Below are 17,581 nucleotides of genomic sequence, written 5' to 3' on the forward strand. Positions count from 1 at the left end.
GGCACCCGCGTACGGGTGTCGTGCCGCTCCCGGGCGGCGGTGGCGCCACGGCACGGCCGCCGCCCGGCTGCTGGTGTGACGGCGGGGCCGCCGGGCACGGCCGCCGCCCTGGGGGGTACTACAGCGAGGCCGCCGCGGACTTGATCGCGGAGGCGAAGGTGGACACCTCGGTGTAGACGCCGGGGTAGCCGGCGCGGGCGCAGCCCTCGCCCCAGCTCACGATGCCGACCTGGATCCAGGCACCGTTGGCGTCCCGGCGGAACATCGGGCCGCCGGAGTCGCCCTGGCACGTGTCGACGCCGCCCTGGCTGTAGCCGGCGCAGATCTCCTCGGCGGGCACGAGGGAGCTGCCGTACGCGGCCTGGCAGGAGGCGTCCGAGACGAACGGGACGTTCGCCTTGAGCAGGTACCGCTGCTGCGCCCCGCCCTCGCGGGCGGCGCCCCAGCCGGCGACGGTGAAGGTGCCGCTGTTGTACGCGGTGGTGTCGGCGATCTTCAGGTTCGGCAGGCTGGTGATGGGCGAGGCGAGCTTGATGAGGGCCCAGTCCTTGCCCTGACCGTTGTAGCCGGGGGCCTGGTAGACCTTGGTCGAGCGGACCTTGATGGCGCTGCCGGAGCGGAGGTCCACGACGCCGGCGGTGGCGGTGATGCCGGTGTTGTTGCCGGAGCCGCTGACGCAGTGCGCCGCGGTGAGGACGATCTGGGGGCTGATCAGGGAGCCGCCACAGCCCATGGAGAGCCTGACCATCCAGGGGAACTCGCCCTGGGCGGCGCGGGTGCCGCCGACGACCGGGGCGGGCGCGGCGGAGGCGGTGGTGGGCTGGAGGCTGACGGCGGCGAGGACGACGGCGCCCGCGGCGGCGAGCTTCTGCAGCGCGCGCACCAGTCTGTTCTTCTTCTGCATACGACTGCCTTCTTTCGTGGGGGGTCGATCTTGATGGCATGTGCCCGTCAAGACGTGGTCCGGATTATGAGGAGGGCGCGACGGGCGTCACAAGGAGGCCTTTTCGGCCAGACGAGCGACGGGCCGGACCGCCGCCGACGGCGGCCGGGACCGGGGCCGCCCGGCGGGCCGGGGCGACCGTCCGGGCTCCGGGACGGCCGCCGCCCGTACCCTGGACGGCAGGGGGTGATCGGGATGCCGCACAGCGGAGAAGTCTCTCCCGTGGTCCACGGGTTCCCGCACCTCGACACGGTCCGCTCGTCCCTCACGGCGCTCTATCGGCGGCTCTCCCCCGACGGCGTACGGCGCTACGAGGTCAGCGTCCCGGCCTCGGACGTCCTGGTCGACGACGGCGACGGGCTGCACCTCGGCGCCCAGCGGGTCGCCCGCGCGCTGGTCCGTCAGCTGCGGCTGCCCGAGGCGCGGATGGTCGTGAGCTTCCGGGCCATGGAGCACGCGGCGAGCGTCGAGCTGGGCGCGGGCCCGGAGTACTTCGTCGAGCTCAACGAGCGCTTCGCCCGCCGCGAGCACCGGCGCGACATCGGCGCCGCGCTCGCCCACGAGATCACCCACGTCCTGCTGCACCGGCTCGGCCTCGCGATGCCCACGGACGCCGGGACCGAGATCCTCACCGACGTCGCCGCCACCTACCTCGGCGCGGGCTGGCTGCTCCTGGACGCCTTCCGCCGGGACGGCATGTCCAGCCAGAAGCTGGGCTATCTGACGCCGGAGGAGTTCGGCTACGTGCTCGCCAAGCGGGCCACGGCGTTCGGCGAGGACCCGTCGCCCTGGTTCACCAGCGCGGTCGCGTACGAGGCGTGGCTGCGCGGCCGCGAGGCGGCCGCCCGGGACTGGCGCCGCCCGCCGCTGGCCGGCGCGGGCTGGGCCGCCCGGCGCAGGGCCCGGGCGGCGGGCGGGGACGGCGTGTTCCCCTGCCCGGTGTGCGGGCAGCGGCTGCGGGTGACCGCCGGCGGCGGGCAGCGGCGGGTCAGGGCCCGGTGCGGGGTGTGCGACAGCGTCCTGGAGTGCACGCCCTGACCGGCGCGGGTCGCCGTGCACCTGCCGTGCCCGCCCATCCGTTTGCGCCGTTCGGGTACTTCGGGTGAGGGTCGTGGCCATGAGCAGGTTGTGGGACGCGCTGTGGGCCGGGGACGACGACGGGCTGGTCAGGGCCCTGCGGGAGGGGGCCGACGCCGAGGCGAGGGGCGACGGCGAGACACCGCTGTACCGGGCGGCCGTCGGGAACCAGCCGGTCGCCGTGCGCGTACTGCTCGCCGCCGGAGCCGACCCGGCGCGGGCGAGCGGCGAGGACGACACGGACCTGCCGCTGTGCGGGGCGGCCTGCGGCGGCCACACCGAGGTCGTACGGGCGCTGCTCGCGGCGGGCGCGGACCCGGACCAGGAGGAGGGCTACGGCTTCACGGCCCTGGCCTGGGCGGTACGGCTCGGGCACACGGGGACGGCCGAAGTCCTGCTCGCGGCCGGCGCGGATCCGGCGCGGCCGGGCCCCGACGGCCTGCTGCCGCTGACCGCCGCCGCCCGCCGCGGCTCGCCCTCGCTGGTCCGCGCGCTCCTGGAACAGGGTGCCGGACGCGACCGCGCGGCGCTCCAGGAGGCGCTGGCGGAGGCGCGGCGCTGGATCGGCGTCGACATGGCGGCGGTGCTGCGGCGCGGCCTGGTCGAGAGCGGCGGCACCGCCGACACGTACGAGGCGGTGGTGCGGCGGGTGCCGGAGGACGGCGGGATCACCGTGGTCGTCGAGCTGCTGCGGGAGGACGGCGCGCCTGCCCGCGGCGACGAGCGGCAGACCGGCCACGCCGCCGTCGCCACCCTCCTGGAGGGCGCCCTCGGCGTGTCCGTGCCACCGGAGGAACTCGCCGGGCGGGCGCTGGCCTGCGGCGATCCCGACCAGGACGACTGGACGACGGCGGTCGACGCGCTCGCCGCCCGCGCCGACGAGACGGTGTTCGTCACCGCCACCGGCTGGTGCGCGAGCCCGGACCCCCTGCGCCGCGCCCTGGGCGCCCGCGTCCTCGCGTCCCTCCCGGGCTTCACGGCAAGCGCGGTACCGGTCCTGCGCGCGCTGGCGGCCGGGGAGGCGGAGGTTCTGACGGGGGCGGGGCCTTGGGCCGGGGCGGGGCCTTTGGCTGGGGCTCGGGTCGCTTCCGCGGAGGCGGAGGCGGAGGCTGTGACGGGGGCGGGGCCTTCGGCCGGGTCGGAGGCCGGGACTCCGGCGGGGGCCGTCGTTGAGGCCGGGAATGCGGCCGAGGCCCGGGCGGCGGCCGGGACTTGGGCCGGGGCTGGGGATCCGGCCGGAGCTGGGGCCAAGGCCGGGACTTCGGCAGGGCCTCGCTTCGCGTCCGGGGCCGGGGTCCGGGCCCCGTCCGACGTCGGAGGCGGCGCGCGGGAGGCCGGGCGGGAGCCCGCCGCTTCCGTGGTCGTCGCGCTCGGGCAGTGCGGGGACGGGAGCGCCGTGCCCGAACTGCTCGCCTTCGCCGGGCATCCGGACGCCGAGGTAAGGCGGCAGGTGGCCGCCGCACTGACCGGCATCGTGCCGTCCGGGGACGCCGTGGCCGTCGCGACGATCGTGGCGCTGAGCCGGGACCCCGACGCGCGGGTACGGGACTGGGCGACGCTCGCGCTCGCCGAGTTGCCCGACGACACGCCCGTCGTCCGGGAGGCGCTGGCCGCCCGGCTCGCCGACGCGGACCCGGAGACGGCCGCCGAGGCGGCCCGCGGCCTGGCCATCCGTCAGGACCCACGCGCGGTGGACGCCCTGGCCCGTGCCCTGGCGGACGGCGACCCGGAGGGCCCGGCCCGCGAGACGGCCCTGTCCGCACTGGAACACGTGGCGGATCCGCGCGTCAGGACCCGCCTGGAGTGGACGACTCCGCGCGGCCGCTGAGACGGGCGGGGCGCACGGCGGCCCGGCGCCGGCGCCGAGGAGGGCGGTGGGCGGGCACCGAGGAGGGAGCGGGCCGGCGCCGAGGAGGGCTCGACCGCCCTCCGGCGCCCAGACGGGCGGCCGTTGCTCTCGTGCGCCGGAAGGGACTCGGGCGCGGACGGACAGCCCCAGACCCCGGCCGGGCAGGCTCAGGCGCGGACGGACGACCCCGGGCCCCAGGCCGGGCAGGCTCAGGCGCAGACGGACGACCCCAGACCCCGCCGGGCAGGCTCAGGCGTCGCCGGCGGAGCTCAGGCGAGGCGGTGGCGGCTATGCAGGTGGCCGTCGAGCGGGTACTCGGGTGGCGACCCGGGCAGGATGCGGTCGAGCGCGTAGCCGCTCTTCTCCGCCACCCGGCACGAGGCCGGGTTGTCCACCTGGTGCAGCAGGTCCAGCCGCTCGAGCCCGCAGGGCCCGAAGGTGGCGAAGGCCCAGCCGGTGAGGGCCTCCAGTGCGCGGGGCGCGACGGTCCGCCCGCGCGCGTGCGCCGCGGTCCAGTAGCCGACCTCGGCCGCCGGGGCGCCCGGCGCCGCGCCCTTGAGCACCACTCCGCCGACCAGTCGCCCGTCACCGTCACCGCCACCGGCCGGCGCCTCCAGGACGGCGAGGCCGTACCGGTCCCCCGCCGTTGAGATCATCCGAACAGTCCGAGCGCTGGCCAACTACGTGGACGAATTGGTGTCCCCGGCTTTGAAACTCGACGGAGAATCCGAAAGGAAGGCTTATCTGGAGACCATGCCCGACGGTATTCGCAACTTGGGGCTCGGGTATTTCGGCTCTCGCAATATTGACCTTGAGCGGCAATGCCATCAGGCGATCCAGAAGACTTCTGACGGTGAGAGCATTTTCGATCTGAAGGAAGGCAGAGAGATTCTGGCGAAGTGTGACGAGTTCTCAAACGAAGTTAGCGACGTGCTCCTACTGCGGTAGCGCCTTAAGGGTGGAGCATGATGGGGTGCAGAGCAGAGTTTGCCTGGAGCCGGCGCCGGCTTCGGCAGAACTCTCGTCGTCAACACCTCCTTGCACGAACTCGAACCGGGCGAGGACGTCCGCAAGATCACCTTCCGGGCCCGGCCCACCGCCCGCGCAGTGCGCTACGAGCTGTTCACCACGCTCGACCTGGCCGACGAGCCACCGCGCCACCCCCACGAGTTCGACCGGCTGCTTGATGGGTGTCGTGTGTTGTTCATAGGTACGCGTCATTGGTTTTTCACTGGTGCTGATCTGGGCTGTCGTGGGTTTCGTGTGTCGCTTTGCTGGTGAAGGTTGGTGTCGTTTGGCGGGTGGGCGGGATGTCGCCCCTGTAGGCGAGGCATGGCGAAACGCTGCGCGGGACGGTGTCGTGTCTGGCCAAGGGACGGGGCGGAGGACTTCAGGTGCCGTAGACCGGAAGCGGTGGTTCCGACGCGGCCAGGAGTCCGAGGGCGGCTTCGCCCGCCTCCCCGGGGGTCCAGCGGGTGGGGCTGGTCGCCGTGGGGCCCGGGCGCCAGCCCTCCATGACGGTCAGGCGACCGCCCTCGGCCTCGAAGACGCGGCCGGTGACTCCGGCGGAGGCGGCGGAGCCGAGCCAGACGACGACGGGCGAGACGTCCTCGGGGAGCGCGGCGAGGTCCGCGAAGGTCCGCTCGGTCATGCGGGTGCGGGCCGCCGGGGCGATGGCGTTGACCTGGACGCCGTAGCGTGCCGTCTCCGCCGCCGCGACGAGCGTGAGGCCGACGATGCCCGCCTTCGCCGCCGCGTAGTTGCCCTGGCCGACGCTGCCGAGGAGTCCCGCGCCCGAGGTCGTGTTGATCACGCGGGCGGCCACCGGCCGGCCCGCCTTGGCCTCGGCCCGCCAGTGCGCGACGGCGTGCCGCAGCGGCAGGAAGTGGCCCTTCAGGTGGACCCGGACGACCGCGTCGAAGTCGTCCTCGCCGAGGTTGACCAGCATCCGGTCGCGCAGGAAGCCCGCGTTGTTGACCAGGGTGTCGAGCCGGCCGAACGCGTCGAGGGCGGTCCGCACCAGCGCCGCCGCGCCCTCCTCCGTCGCGACGTCGCCGCCGTGGGCGACGGCCTCGCCGCCCGCCTCGCGGATCTCCTCCACGACGCGCGCGGCCGGGCTGTCGGCGTCCGGCCGTCCGTCGAGCCCGACGCCGAGGTCGTTGACCACCACCCGCGCGCCCTCCGCGGCGAAGGCGCGCGCGTGCGCGCGTCCGAGCCCCCGTCCCGCGCCCGTCACGGCCACCACGCGTGCGTCACACAGACCCATGTCCGTCCTCCTTGTCGGCCTTGTTGGCTGTTGCGGCGTCCAGGAAGGCGGGGCGTTCCCCGCCGCCGTGCACGAGCAGCGAGGCTCCCGACACGTACGCCGCACGGTCGGAGGCGAGGAAGACCGCCGCCTCGCCGATCTCGGCCGGTTCCGCGAGCCGCCCGAGCGGCACGGTGCGGCCGACGGCGGCGACGCCCTCGGCGTCGCCGTAGTGCAGGTGGGACAGTTCGGTCCGCACCATGCCGGGGACGAGCGTGTTGACCCGTACCTCGGGGGCCCATTCGACGGCCATGCTGCGGGCGAGGTTCTCGAGCCCGGCCTTGGCGGCCCCGTACGCGGCGGTGCCGGGCGAGGGCCGGGTGCCGCTGACGCTGCCGATCATGACGACGGAGCCGCGGGCGGCGCGCAGCCGCCCGTACGCGGCGAGCGAGACGGTCAGAGGGACGGTGAGGTTCAGCTCCAGGACCCGGGCGTGCCGTTCGGCGTCGCCCGTGTCCTGCGGCCCCGGCGCTCCCGGCCCCGTCCCCCCGCCCGGCTCCGCTCCCGCCAGCAGGCGGTACGGCGTGCCGCCCGCGTTGTTGACCAGGGTGTCGAGGCGTCCGTAGCGCTCGTCGACGCGGGCGAGGAGGGCCGTCACGTCGGCGGGCCTGCGCAGGTCGGCCGGCTCGAACACGGCCGTGCGGCCCGCCGCCTCGACCGGTTCGTCCGGTGGCCTGCGGGCGCAGACCACGACCTGCGCGCCCGCCCGCAGGAAGGCCCGGGCGATGCCCGCGCCGACCCCTCGGGTTCCGCCGGTGACGACGGCGACCCTCCCGTCCAGCTCCATCGGCTGCTACCTTCCTCCCAGCGTTACCTAACAAACGTTTGGTGGAAAGGTAGCTGATCCGCTCATGGGTGTCTCCACCTCCCGCCCGGACAAGGGCGTCGCGCTCGTCACCGTCGACTTCCCACCGGTCAACGCCCTTCCCGCACACGGCTGGTACGCGCTCGCCGACGCCGTCCGCTCCGCCGGGCGCGATCCGGAGGTCCGCTGCGTCGTCCTCGCCGCCGAGGGCCGCGGCTTCAACGCGGGCGTCGACATCAAGGAGCTCCAGCGCGACCCGGGCCACGACGCACTGGTCGCCGTCAACCACGGCTGCGCCGAGGCCTTCGCCGCCGTCTACGACTGCGCGGTGCCGGTGGTCGCGGCGGTCGGCGGCTTCTGTCTGGGCGGCGGCATCGGTCTCGTCGGCAACGCGGACGCGATCGTCGCCGCCGACGACGCCGTCTTCGGGCTGCCCGAGCTCGACCGGGGCGCGCTCGGCGCCGCCACCCATCTGGCCCGGCTCGTGCCCCAGCACCTGATGCGCGCCCTGTACTACACCTCGCGCACCGTCACCTCCCGCGAGCTGCACGCACACGGCTCGGTCTGGAAGGTGGTGCCGCGCGAGGAGCTCCGCGCCGCCGCCCTGGAACTCGCGGGCGAGATCGCCGCCAAGGACGGCACGCTCCTCCGGCTCGCCAAGGCGGCCATCAACGGCATCGACCCGGTCGACGTCCGGCGCAGCTACCGCTTCGAGCAGGGCTTCACCTTCGAGGCCCAGCTCTCCGGGGTCGCCGGCCGGGTCCGCGACGCCTTCGGGAAGGACGGTGGACGGCGGTGACCGACAAGACCATGACGCCGGAGGAGGTCGTCGGGCGGCTGCGCTCCGGCATGACGCTCGGGATCGGCGGCTGGGGCTCGCGGCGCAAGCCCATGGCCCTGGTCAGAGCGCTGCTCCGGTCCGAGATCACCGATCTCACCGTCGTCTCCTACGGCGGACCGGACGTCGGCCTGCTCGCCGCGGCCGGCCGGATCCGCCGGCTCGTCGCGCCGTTCGCGACCCTCGACACGATCCCGCTCGAACCGCACTTCCGGGCGGCCCGCGAGCAGGGCCGGTTCGCGATGACCGAGTACGACGAGGCCATGTTCATGTGGGGGCTGCACGCCGCCGCCAACCGGCTGCCCTTCCTGCCGGTACGGGCCGGTCTCGGCTCCGACGTGATGCGGGTCAACCCCGAGCTGCGCACCGTCGCCTCCCCCTACGGGGACGGCGAGGAGTTCGTGGCCGTGCCCGCGCTGCGCCTGGACGCCGCGCTCGTCCACCTCAACCGCGCCGACCGGTCCGGCAACGGCCAGTACCTGGGTCCCGACCCGTACTTCGACGACCTGTTCTGCGAGGCCGCCGACACCGCGTACGTCTCCTGCGAGCGGCTCGTCGACGCCTTCCCCGCCGGCACCGCCCCGCAGACCCTGCTGGTCAGCCGGCACAGCGTGACCGGCGTCGTCGAGACCCCGAACGGGGCGCACTTCACCTCCTGCGTGCCCGACCACGACCGCGACGAGCCCTTCCAGAAGCTGTACGCGACCACGCCCTGGCCCGAGTTCGCCGCACGCTTCCTGTCCGGCAAGTCCGAGGACGACTACCAGGCCGCCGTCCGCGCCTGGCGCGAGGAGGACGCGACGTGATCACCCGTGCCGAGTACTGCGTCATCGCCTGCGCCGAGGCCTGGCGCGACAGCGGCGAGGTGCTCGCCAGCCCCATGGGCCTCGTCCCCTCGCTCGGCGCCCGGCTCGCCAAGCGGACCTTCTCCCCCGACCTCCTCCTCACCGACGGCGAGGCGCTGCTCGTCGGCCTCGACGGGCGGCCCGAGGGCTGGCTGCCGTACCGCCGGCACCTGACCATGGTCACCGGCGGCCGGCGGCACGTGATGATGGGCGCGAGCCAGATCGACCGCTACGGCAACCAGAACATCTCCTGCATCGGCGACTGGGAGCGGCCCGCCCGCCAGCTGCTCGGCGTCCGCGGCGCTCCGGTCAACACCCTGAACAACCCGGTGAGTTACTGGATCCCCCGGCACTCGCCGCGCGTCTTCGTCGAGCGCGTCGACATGGTCAGCGGAGTGGGCTACGACCACGCCGTCGGCCCGTACCACCGCCTGCCCCGGGTGGTCACCGACCTCGCCGTGCTCGACTTCGCGACGCCCGACCACCGCATGCGGCTCGCGTCCGTGCACCCGGGCGTCACCGTCGACGAGGTCCGGGCGGCGACCGGCTTCGACCTCGCGACCGACGGCGAGGTGCCGTACACCCGCGAGCCGACCGCCGAGGAGCTGCGGCTGATCCGCGAGGTCGTCGACCCGGGCGGGCTGCGCGACCGCGAGGTGCCGCCCCGATGACGGCCCCCGTCCTGAAGACGGCGCTCACCGAGCTGACCGGCGTCGAGCACCCCATCGTGCAGACCGGCATGGGCTGGGTCGCCGGGCCCCGGCTGGTCTCCGCCACCGCGAACGCGGGCGCCCTCGGCATCCTCGCCTCCGCCACCATGACCACCGGCGAACTCCGTTCCGCCGTACGGGAGGTGAGGTCCCGCACCGACCGGCCCTTCGGCGTGAACCTGCGGGCCGACGCGGGCGACGCCCGCGAACGCGTCCGGATCATCGTCGACGAGGGCGTCCGGGTCGCGTCCTTCGCGCTCGCGCCCTCGCGCGAGCTGATCGCCGAACTCAAGGACGCCGGAGTCGTCGTCATCCCGTCCGTCGGGGCGCGCCGGCACGCCGAGAAGGTCGCCGCCTGGGGCGCCGACGCGGTCCTCGTGCAGGGCGGCGAGGGCGGTGGGCACACCGGCGAGGTGGCGACGACCGTGCTGCTGCCACAGGTGGTCGACGCCGTCGGTATCCCGGTGATCGCGGCCGGCGGGTTCCACGACGGGCGCGGCCTGGTCGCCGCGCTCGCCTACGGCGCGGCGGGCATCGCGATGGGCACCCGCTTCCTGCTCACCTCCGACTCGACGGTGCCCGACGCCGTCAAGGCGCGGTACCTGGCGGCGACCGTGAAGGACGTCACCGTCACCACGGCCGTCGACGGGCTGCCGCACCGGATGCTGCGCACCGACCTGGTCGCCGCGCTCGAACGGGCGGGCCGGACAAGGGCGTTGGCGCAGGCCGTGCGCCGGGCCGCCGCGTTCCGCCGGATCTCCGGCCTGTCCTGGACCGCGATGGTCCGCGACGGGCTCGCCATGCGCCACGGCAAGGACCTGTCCTGGAGCCAGGTCCTGCTCGCCGCGAACACCCCGATGCTCCTGAAGGCTTCCATGGTCGAGGGCCGCACCGACCTCGGCGTCATGGCCTCCGGACAGGTCGCGGGGGTGATCGAGGACCTGCCGAGCTGCGCGGAACTCGTGACCCGCGTCATGTCCGAGGCCGCGCACGTGCTCCGGACCCTTCCCCCCTCGTAAGGGAGTCAGCCATGTCTCTGCCGAGACGCGCCCTGCTGGGCACCGCCGGTGTCACCGCCCTCCTCGCGGCCGCGGCCCCGCCCTCACTCGCCCGCCCCCGGCACCGGCGGCCCGGGTCCGGGTCCGGGTCCCCGCTCGCCGCGAACGCCATCCGGCAGATCCCGCTCCAGGGCGCGGTCAACGTCCGTGACCTGGGCGGATACCTCACCTACGACGGTGCCCGGGTCCGTACGGGACGGGTCTACCGCGGCGACCACCTCGGCAGGCTGACCGACGCGGACGTGGCCGCGATCGGCGCGCTGGGCCTCACCCGCGTCGTCGACTTCCGGATCCCCCTGGAGGTGCAGTACGACGGCGCGGACCGGCTGCCGGCCGGCGTCGCCGGGGTGGCCCGGTCGGTCACGGACAACGGGCTGTTCGGGCAGCTGCTCACCGCGATCGGCTCGCGCGACCCGGTCCGGCAGGAGGAGATGCTGGGCGACGGCCGGGCGGCGGCCTTCATGACCGAGGTGTACCGCACCTTCGTCACGAACGCCGCCAACCGGCAGCGGTTCGGCGCGACCCTGCGCGAACTCGCCGCGCCGGGCCAGGGCCCGCAGCTCTTCCACTGCACCTCGGGCAAGGACCGTACGGGCTGGGCGAGTTGGCTGGTGCTGACACTGGTCGGGGTGCCGGAGCGCTCGGCCACGGACGACTACCTGGCGTCCAACGCCTTCCGCGCCGCCTACGACGCCCGGGTGCGCGAGGGCCTCAGGCAGGGCGGGCTGATGCAGGACCCGGACCTGATCATCCCGCTCCAGGAGGTGCGCCGGGAGTACCTGGACGCGGCCCTCGCCGAGGTCCGCACCGGCTACGGCGGCCTCTACCGGTACGTGACGGACGGCCTGGGCCTCGACCTGCGCACCCTGGCGGGCCTGCGGGAGCGGCTGGTCGTCTGACGAGCCGTACCTGACGAGCCGTACGCGAGAGAGCGAGGCCCGCGCCCGGCGGCAGTACGGGCCCGCACCCGGCGCGTGAGCCGCTCTCACCCGGCGACAGTACGGCCCGCACCCCGCGAGGGCGCGGGCCGCGCGCATTCCCGTACGGCGGCCGGTCCCCTTGCGGCGGCCGGTGCTCCTCCCGCGGCCGCTTCCCCCTACAGCCGCTCGATGATCGTCACGTTCGCCTGTCCCCCGCCCTCGCACATGGTCTGGAGCCCGTAGCGGCCGCCCGTGCGTTCCAGCTCGTGCAGGAGGGTCGTCATCAGCTTCACGCCGGTCGCGCCGAGCGGGTGGCCGAGGGCGATCGCGCCGCCGTTGACGTTGACGCGGGCCGGGTCGGCGCCGGTCTCCTTCAGCCAGGCGAGGACGACCGGGGCGAAGGCCTCGTTGATCTCGACGAGGTCGATGTCGTCGATGGTCATCCCGGTCTTCTTGAGGGCGTGCGCCGTGGCGGGTATCGGCGCGGACAGCATCCGGATGGGGTCCTCGCCGCGCGCCGACAGGTGGTGGATCCGGGCGCGGGGGGTGAGCCCGTGCTCGCGTACGGCGCGTTCGCTCGCGATCAGCATCGCCGCGGCGCCGTCGGAGACCTGGGAGGAGCAGGCGGCGGTGATGGTGCCGCCCTCGACGACCGGGTCGAGCCCGGCCATCTTCTCCAGGCTGGTGTCGCGCCGCGGTCCCTCGTCGACGGTGACGTCCCCGTAGGGCACGGTCTCGCGGGCGAAGCGGCCCTCATCGATGGCGCGGATCGCCCGCCGGTGCGAGCGCAGGGCGAACTCCTCCTGGTCGCGGCGGCTGATGCCCCACTTGGCGGCGATGAGTTCGGCGCCGTGGAACTGGTTGACCGGCGCGTCCCCGTACCGGGCGCGCCAGCCCTCGGACCCGGCGTACGGGCCCTGGGTGAGGCCCAGGGGTTCCGCGGCCTGCCGGGAGGCGAAGGCGATCGGGATCATGGTCATGTTCTGGGTGCCGCCGGCGACGACCAGGTCCTGGGTGCCGGACAGCACGCCCTGGGCGGCGAAGTGGACGGCCTGCTGGGAGGAGCCGCACTGGCGGTCGACGGTGACGCCGGGGACCTCCTCGGGCAGTCCGGCGGCGAGCCAGCAGGTGCGGGCGATGTCGCCGGCCTGCGGCCCGACGGTGTCGAGGCAGCCGAGGACGACGTCCTCGACGGCGGCCGGGTCGACGCCGCTCCGCTCGACGAGGGCCTTCAGGACGTGGGCGCCGAGGTCCGCCGGGTGGACGGCGCCGAGTCCGCCCCTGCGGCGGCCCACCGGGGTGCGGACCGCTTCGACGATGTAGGCCTCGGCCATGCTGTTCCTCCTGAAGGGATCCTGAAGGGATGGGGATCAGGTGCGTACGGCGATCCCGTCGAGCACCATCGACAGGTACTGGCGGGCGATCTCCTCGGGGCTGTGCTGCCCGCCGGGGCGGTACCAGGACGCGGCGACCCAGACGGTGTCGCGCACGAAGCGGTAGGTGAGCCGGACGTCGAGGTCGGCGCGGAAGGCGCCGGACCGGACGCCGCGCTCCAGGGTGCCGAGCCAGGCCTTCTCGAACCTGACCTGCGAGTCGGCGAGGTAGTGGAAGCGGGGCTGGTCGGTGAGGTGACGGGCCTCCTTCTGGTAGATCGCGACGGCGGCGCGGTGCCGGTCGATCTCCCGGAAGGACTCGGTGACGAGGGCCTCGATGGTCTCCCGGGGGCCCAGATCGGCGGCGAGCACGGCGTCGTAGCCGTCCCACAGCTCGGTGAGGAAGGTGGAGAGGATCTCGTCGAGCATCGATTCCTTGGAATCGAAGTGGTAGTAGAGGCTGCCGGCGAGCATGCCCGCCTCGTCCGCGATCCTGCGGACGGTGGTGGCGTTGTACCCCTGGGCGGCGAACACCTCGGCCGCCGTGTCGAGGAGCTCCCTGCGCCGCTCGGGCGAGGCGGTCACCTGCGTCTTCTTCTTCGTCGTTGGCACGGGTCCATTGTGGTACGCGTGCTACGGGTGCCGGCTGCTGACCGAGACGGTCTCCCCGGTCATGTACGAGGAGTAGCCGCTGGCCAGGAAGACGATGACGTTCGCGACCTCCCAGGGCTCGGCGTGCCGTCCGAAGGCCTCGCGTGCGGTCAGCTCCTCCAGGAGCTCGGCGGAGGTGACCTTGACGAGGTGCGGGTGCATGGCGAGGGAGGGCGCGACGGCGTTGACGCGGACGCCGTACGCGGCGGCCTCGACGGCGGCGCAGCGGGTCAGGGCCATCACACCGGCCTTGGCGGCGGCGTAGTGGGCCTGTCCTGCCTGGGCGCGCCAGCCGACGACGGAGGCGTTGTTGACGATCACGCCCCGGTGGCCGCCGGTCCGGGCGGTGTCGCGGAAGCGGCGGAGGGCGGCGCGGGTGCAGCGCATGGTGCCGGTGAGGGTGACGTCGAGGACGCGGTGCCACTGCTCGTCGGTCATGTCGGCGAGTTCGGCGGTGCCGCCGAGGCCCGCGTTGTTGACGAGGACGTCGAGGCCGCCGTGGTGCCGTACGGCCGTGTCGTACAGGGCCCTGACCTGGGCCTCGTCGGTGACGTCACAGGGCTGGGCGGCGACCCGGTCGGCGCCGAACTCGGCGGCGAGGGCGGTCTCGGTCTCCTTGAGGCGGCGCGGGTGGGCGTCGCTGACGAGGACGCGGGCGCCTTCCTCCAGGAGACGGCGGGCGGTGGCGCCGCCGATCCCGGCGCCGGCGGCGGCGGTGACGACGGCGGTGCGGCCGGCGAGCAGCCCGTGGCCGGGCACGTACGGGGGCGGGGACGCGGGTGAGGGCCCGGGCGGGGTGCTCATGGGCGCGGCTCCTTCGGGAGGCCGAGCACCCGCTCGGCGATGATGTTCCGCTGGATCTCGCTGGATCCGGCGTAGACGGTGTCGGCGCGGGAGAAGAGGAACAGCCGCTGCCAGTCGTCGAGTTCGTACGGCTCGCCGGCGGCGAGGGTCGCGGCGGCGCCGCGTACGTCCATGGCGAGCTCGCCGAGGTCGCGGTGCCAGTGGGACCAGCAGAGCTTGGCCAGGGACGGGTCGGTGCCGGTGAGGGCGTTGGCGCGCAGGGCGCGCAGTCCGGTCCAGGCGCGGACGAGCCGGTCGCGCAGGAGCGGGTCGGCGGCGGCGCCGTTGGCGCGGGCGAGCGCGACGAGGGCGTCGAGTTCGCGGCGGAAGCCGACCTGCTGGCCGAGGGTGGAGACGCCGCGTTCGTACCCGAGGGTGGCCATGGCGATGCGCCAGCCGTCGCCGGGCGCGCCGACGACGTGGCTCGCGGGTGTCCGGGCGCCGTCGAAGAAGACCTCGTTGAACTCGCCGGTCCCGGTGAGCTGGGTGATGGGCCGGATCTCGACTCCGGGCTGGTCGAGCGGGACGAGGAGGTAGGAGAGCCCGGCATGCGGGCGGGCGCCGGGGGCGCGGGGCTCGGTGCGGGCGAGGACGAAGCACCACTGGGCCTCGTGGGCGAGGGAGGTCCAGGTCTTCTGGCCGTGTACGACCCAGGCGTCGCCGTCGCGGACGGCGCGGGTGCGGACGGCGGCGAGGTCGGAGCCGGCGTCGGGCTCGCTGTAGCCCTGGCACCAGAGTTCCTCGACGGCCCGGATCCCCGGCAGGAAGCGGGCCTTCTGCTCCTCGGTGCCGTGGTCGAGGAGGGTGGGGCCGAGGAGCTGTTCGCCGATGTGGTTGACGCGGGCGGGGGCGTCGGCGAGGGCATACTCCTCGTGGAAGGCGATCTGCTGCTCGATGCTCGCGCCGCGGCCGCCGTACTCCTCCGGCCAGCCGACGCAGGTCCAGCCGTGGGCGGCCATGTGCCGCTCCCAGGCGAGGCGTTCGGCGAAGGCCTCGTGTTCCCGGCCGGGTCCGCCGAGGCCGCGCAGCGCGGCGAAGTCGCCGCGCAGCTGTTCCCCGAGCCAGTCGCGTATCGCGGCGCGGAACTCCTCGACGCCGCCGGTGGCGCTCCTCATGGCGCTGCTCATGGCCGTACGTTAACCTACCAAACACTTGTTAGGGAAGAATGGAGGGCGACGCCCGATGGACCTCACCCCTGACGCGGAGACCGAGGAGTTCCGGGCGGAGGCCCGCGCCTGGCTGCGCGCGCACGTGCCCGCCGAGCCGCTGCCGTCCCTGGAGACCGAGGAGGGCTTCGCCGCCCATCGCGCCTGGGAGGCCGAACTCGCCGCCGACCGCTGGTCGGTGGTCTCCTGGCCGGAGGAGTACGGCGGCCGCGGCGCCGACCTGTTCCGCTGGCTGGCCTTCGAGGAGGAGTACTACGCGGCGGGCGCGCCCGGACGCGTCTCCCAGAACGGCATCAGCCTGCTCGCGCCCACCCTCTTCGCGCACGCCACCGAGGAGCAGCGGGCCCGGGTCCTGCCGGCCATGGCGACCGGCGCGACGATCTGGGCGCAGGCCTGGTCGGAGCCCGGGGCCGGCTCCGACCTCGCCGCGCTCACCTCGCGCGCGGTGCGCACCGACGGCGGCTGGCTGCTGACCGGGCAGAAGACCTGGTCCTCGCGGGCCGCCTTCGCCGACCGGGCCTTCGGCATCTTCCGCACCGACCCGGCACCGGCGGCCGAGGGCCGCCCGCACCGGGGCCTGACCTGTCTGATGTTCGACCTGCGCGCCCCCGGTGTGACCGTGCGCCCCGTCGGACGGCTCGACGGCAAACCGGCCTTCGCCGAGCTGTTCCTGGACGAGGTGTTCGTGCCGGACGAGGACGTCATCGGCGAGCCGGGCCAGGGCTGGCGGATCGCCATGTCCACCACGGGCGACGAGCGCGGGCTCACGCTCCGCTCCCCCGGCCGCTTCCTGGCCGCCGCCGACCGGCTCGTACGGCTGTGGCGGGAGCGGGCGGACGAGGGGGACACCGCGCTGCGCGACCGGGTCGCGGACGCGGTGATCGGGGCGCGCGCCTACCAGCTGTTCACGGCGGCCGGCGCCGCCCGGCTCGCGGCGGGCGGGAGCACCGGCGCCGAGTCCAGCCTGAACAAGGTGTTCTGGTCGACGTACGACATCGCCCTGCACGAGACCGCGCTCGACCTGCTCGGCCCGGACGGCGAACGGGCGGACACGGCCTGGGCCGAGGGCCACGTCTTCGCGCTCGCGGGGCCGATCTACGCGGGCACCAACGAGATCCAGCGCGACATCATCGCCGAGCGCCTGCTCGGCCTTCCGAAGGGCCGCCGCTGATGCGTTTCCTGCCGACCGACGAACAGCGCGCCTTCACCCGCTCCCTCGACGCGATGCTGACCGCGGCGGACACCCCGGCGGTGGCTCGGGCCTGGGCGGCCGGCGAACCGGCGGCCGGGCGGGCCCTGTGGGCGCGGCTCGGGGCGGCCGGGGTCTTCGCGCTCGCGGCGCCCGAGGCGTACGGGGGCGCGGGGCCGCTGCCCGTCGAACTCGCCCACGCCTTCGTGGAGTCGGGCCGCCACGCCGTCCCGGGGCCGCTGGTGGAGACGGTCGCGGCGACCGCGCTGCTCGCCGAACTGGCGGCGCTGGGCGAGCCGGCCCCGGCGAAGCGGCTGCTGCCGGGACTCGTGTCCGGGGAGACGGTGGCGACGCTGGCGATGGCCGAGGTCTCGCCGTACGCGCTCGATCCGGACGCCGCCGGGCCGGTCCTCGCCGTCGACGGCGAGGAGCTGCGGCTCGCGCCCGGGCACGAGGAGATACGGGTGTCCGCCGATCCGGTACGACGGCCGGCGCGGCCCGCGCCGGGCGGCGAGCTGCTGGCGGCGGGGCCCGCCGTGGCCGCGGCGGCGCGGCACGCGCAGGACTGGGCGCTGCTCGCGACGGCGGCCCAGTCGCTGGGCGTCGGGCTCGCGCTCCTGGACCGGACGGTGGCGTACGCGAAGCAGCGCAGCCAGTTCGGCACGGTGATCGGCGCGTTCCAGGCGGTGAAGCACCGGCTCGCGGACACGCTGATCGGCCTGGAGTTCGCCAGGCCGCTGCTGTTCGGAGCGGCGCTCACCTTCGAGAGCGGCGATCTCGCGGCGGCCAAGGCGGCGGCCGGTGAGGCCGCCTACGCCGCCGCCGGCACGGCCCTCCAGATCCACGGCGCCATCGGCTACACCGAGGAACTCGACCTCTCCCTCTGGCTGCGCAAGGCCCGCCCCCTGCGCGACGCCTGGGGCACACCGTCCTGGTGCCGGGCGCGGGTGCTGGCGGCGCGCGGCCAGGGAGGTGTCTGACACCGTCTGACACCCCCTGGGACCGGTCC

General features: G+C 74.7%; 16 protein-coding genes and 1 pseudogene. 9 read left to right on the forward strand and 8 right to left on the reverse strand.

Annotated elements, in window-relative coordinates:
- Positions 1-118 precede the first annotated feature (118 nt).
- Positions 119-904 carry a S1 family peptidase gene (locus tag ESG85_RS22680; RefSeq protein WP_128982137.1) on the reverse strand — a complete coding sequence of 262 codons (786 nt, stop codon included), beginning with the start codon at positions 902-904 and terminating at the stop codon, positions 119-121.
- Between the two features lie 234 nt (positions 905-1,138).
- On the opposite strand from ESG85_RS22680, the gene ESG85_RS22685 reads away from it, so the two are divergent.
- Both ESG85_RS22685 and ESG85_RS22690 read left to right on the forward strand, forming a co-directional pair.
- Positions 1,139-1,981, forward strand: coding sequence for a hypothetical protein (locus tag ESG85_RS22685; protein ID WP_128982139.1), 843 nt, complete (start codon positions 1,139-1,141; stop codon positions 1,979-1,981).
- 79 nt (positions 1,982-2,060) lie between these two features.
- The gene (locus ESG85_RS22690; RefSeq protein ID WP_164986296.1) at positions 2,061-3,848 is read left to right on the forward strand and encodes an ankyrin repeat domain-containing protein; all 1,788 of its coding nucleotides are present in this window, start codon (positions 2,061-2,063) and stop codon (positions 3,846-3,848) included.
- 290 nt (positions 3,849-4,138) lie between these two features.
- Here ESG85_RS22690 and ESG85_RS22695 read toward each other — a convergent pair.
- The 3 genes and pseudogenes from ESG85_RS22695 to ESG85_RS22710 form a co-directional block, all read right to left on the reverse strand.
- A pseudogene (locus ESG85_RS22695) lies at positions 4,139-4,513 on the reverse strand (GNAT family N-acetyltransferase); the annotation flags it as partial.
- Positions 4,514-5,259: 746 nt separating this feature from the next.
- A complete protein-coding gene (locus ESG85_RS22705) occupies positions 5,260-6,135 on the reverse strand; it encodes an SDR family oxidoreductase (protein ID WP_128982143.1) in 876 nt (291 codons plus the stop codon).
- The gene (locus ESG85_RS22710) at positions 6,122-6,961 is read right to left on the reverse strand and encodes an SDR family oxidoreductase (RefSeq protein ID WP_128982145.1); all 840 of its coding nucleotides are present in this window, start codon (positions 6,959-6,961) and stop codon (positions 6,122-6,124) included. The genes ESG85_RS22705 and ESG85_RS22710 overlap by 14 nt, the downstream gene beginning before the upstream one ends.
- Positions 6,962-7,025: 64 nt before the next feature.
- Here ESG85_RS22710 and ESG85_RS22715 point away from each other — a divergent pair, with 64 nt between their 5' ends.
- From ESG85_RS22715 to ESG85_RS22735, 5 genes are read left to right on the forward strand one after another with little or no spacing between them, the layout of a single operon-like run.
- On the forward strand, positions 7,026-7,778 hold the full coding sequence (locus ESG85_RS22715; protein ID WP_128982147.1) for an enoyl-CoA hydratase family protein: 753 nt from the start codon (positions 7,026-7,028) through the stop codon (positions 7,776-7,778).
- On the forward strand, positions 7,775-8,623 hold the full coding sequence (locus ESG85_RS22720) for a CoA transferase subunit A (RefSeq protein WP_128982149.1): 849 nt from the start codon (positions 7,775-7,777) through the stop codon (positions 8,621-8,623). The genes ESG85_RS22715 and ESG85_RS22720 overlap by 4 nt, the downstream gene beginning before the upstream one ends.
- Positions 8,620-9,333, forward strand: a complete 714-nt coding sequence (locus ESG85_RS22725) for a CoA-transferase subunit beta (RefSeq protein ID WP_128982151.1) — start codon at positions 8,620-8,622, stop codon at positions 9,331-9,333. Before ESG85_RS22720 ends, ESG85_RS22725 begins: the two co-directional genes overlap by 4 nt.
- 11 nt (positions 9,334-9,344) lie before the next feature.
- Positions 9,345-10,391 carry an NAD(P)H-dependent flavin oxidoreductase gene (locus tag ESG85_RS22730; protein WP_128982282.1) on the forward strand — a complete coding sequence of 349 codons (1,047 nt, stop codon included), beginning with the start codon at positions 9,345-9,347 and terminating at the stop codon, positions 10,389-10,391.
- A gap of 11 nt (positions 10,392-10,402) precedes the next feature.
- Positions 10,403-11,329 carry a tyrosine-protein phosphatase gene (locus tag ESG85_RS22735; protein WP_128982153.1) on the forward strand — a complete coding sequence of 309 codons (927 nt, stop codon included), beginning with the start codon at positions 10,403-10,405 and terminating at the stop codon, positions 11,327-11,329.
- A gap of 197 nt (positions 11,330-11,526) precedes the next feature.
- Here ESG85_RS22735 and ESG85_RS22740 read toward each other — a convergent pair whose 3' ends face one another.
- The 4 genes from ESG85_RS22740 to ESG85_RS22755 are packed head-to-tail and all read right to left on the reverse strand — an operon-like array spanning position 11,527 to position 15,344.
- A complete protein-coding gene (locus ESG85_RS22740) occupies positions 11,527-12,684 on the reverse strand; it encodes an acetyl-CoA C-acetyltransferase (protein ID WP_128982155.1) in 1,158 nt (385 codons plus the stop codon).
- A 36-nt stretch (positions 12,685-12,720) separates the two neighbouring features.
- Complete coding sequence (locus tag ESG85_RS22745; RefSeq protein ID WP_128982157.1) at positions 12,721-13,335, reverse strand: TetR/AcrR family transcriptional regulator; 615 nt, start codon at positions 13,333-13,335, stop codon at positions 12,721-12,723.
- A 21-nt stretch (positions 13,336-13,356) separates the two neighbouring features.
- Positions 13,357-14,178, reverse strand: a complete 822-nt coding sequence (locus ESG85_RS22750; protein WP_128982159.1) for an SDR family oxidoreductase — start codon at positions 14,176-14,178, stop codon at positions 13,357-13,359.
- Entirely contained in the window at positions 14,175-15,344 is a 1,170-nt protein-coding gene (locus ESG85_RS22755) for an acyl-CoA dehydrogenase family protein (protein WP_246095223.1), read from the reverse strand. Before ESG85_RS22755 ends, ESG85_RS22750 begins: the two co-directional genes overlap by 4 nt.
- Positions 15,345-15,399: 55 nt before the next feature.
- Here ESG85_RS22755 and ESG85_RS22760 point away from each other — a divergent pair, with 55 nt between their 5' ends.
- The gene (locus ESG85_RS22760; RefSeq protein ID WP_128982161.1) at positions 15,400-16,554 is read left to right on the forward strand and encodes an acyl-CoA dehydrogenase family protein; all 1,155 of its coding nucleotides are present in this window, start codon (positions 15,400-15,402) and stop codon (positions 16,552-16,554) included.
- Complete coding sequence (locus ESG85_RS22765) at positions 16,554-17,552, forward strand: acyl-CoA dehydrogenase family protein (RefSeq protein ID WP_128982162.1); 999 nt, start codon at positions 16,554-16,556, stop codon at positions 17,550-17,552. Before ESG85_RS22760 ends, ESG85_RS22765 begins: the two co-directional genes overlap by 1 nt.
- The last annotated feature ends 29 nt before the right edge of the window (positions 17,553-17,581 follow it).

The organism is Streptomyces roseicoloratus (assembly GCF_004117935.1).
Taxonomy (GTDB): Bacteria; Actinomycetota; Actinomycetes; order Streptomycetales; family Streptomycetaceae; genus Streptomyces; species Streptomyces roseicoloratus.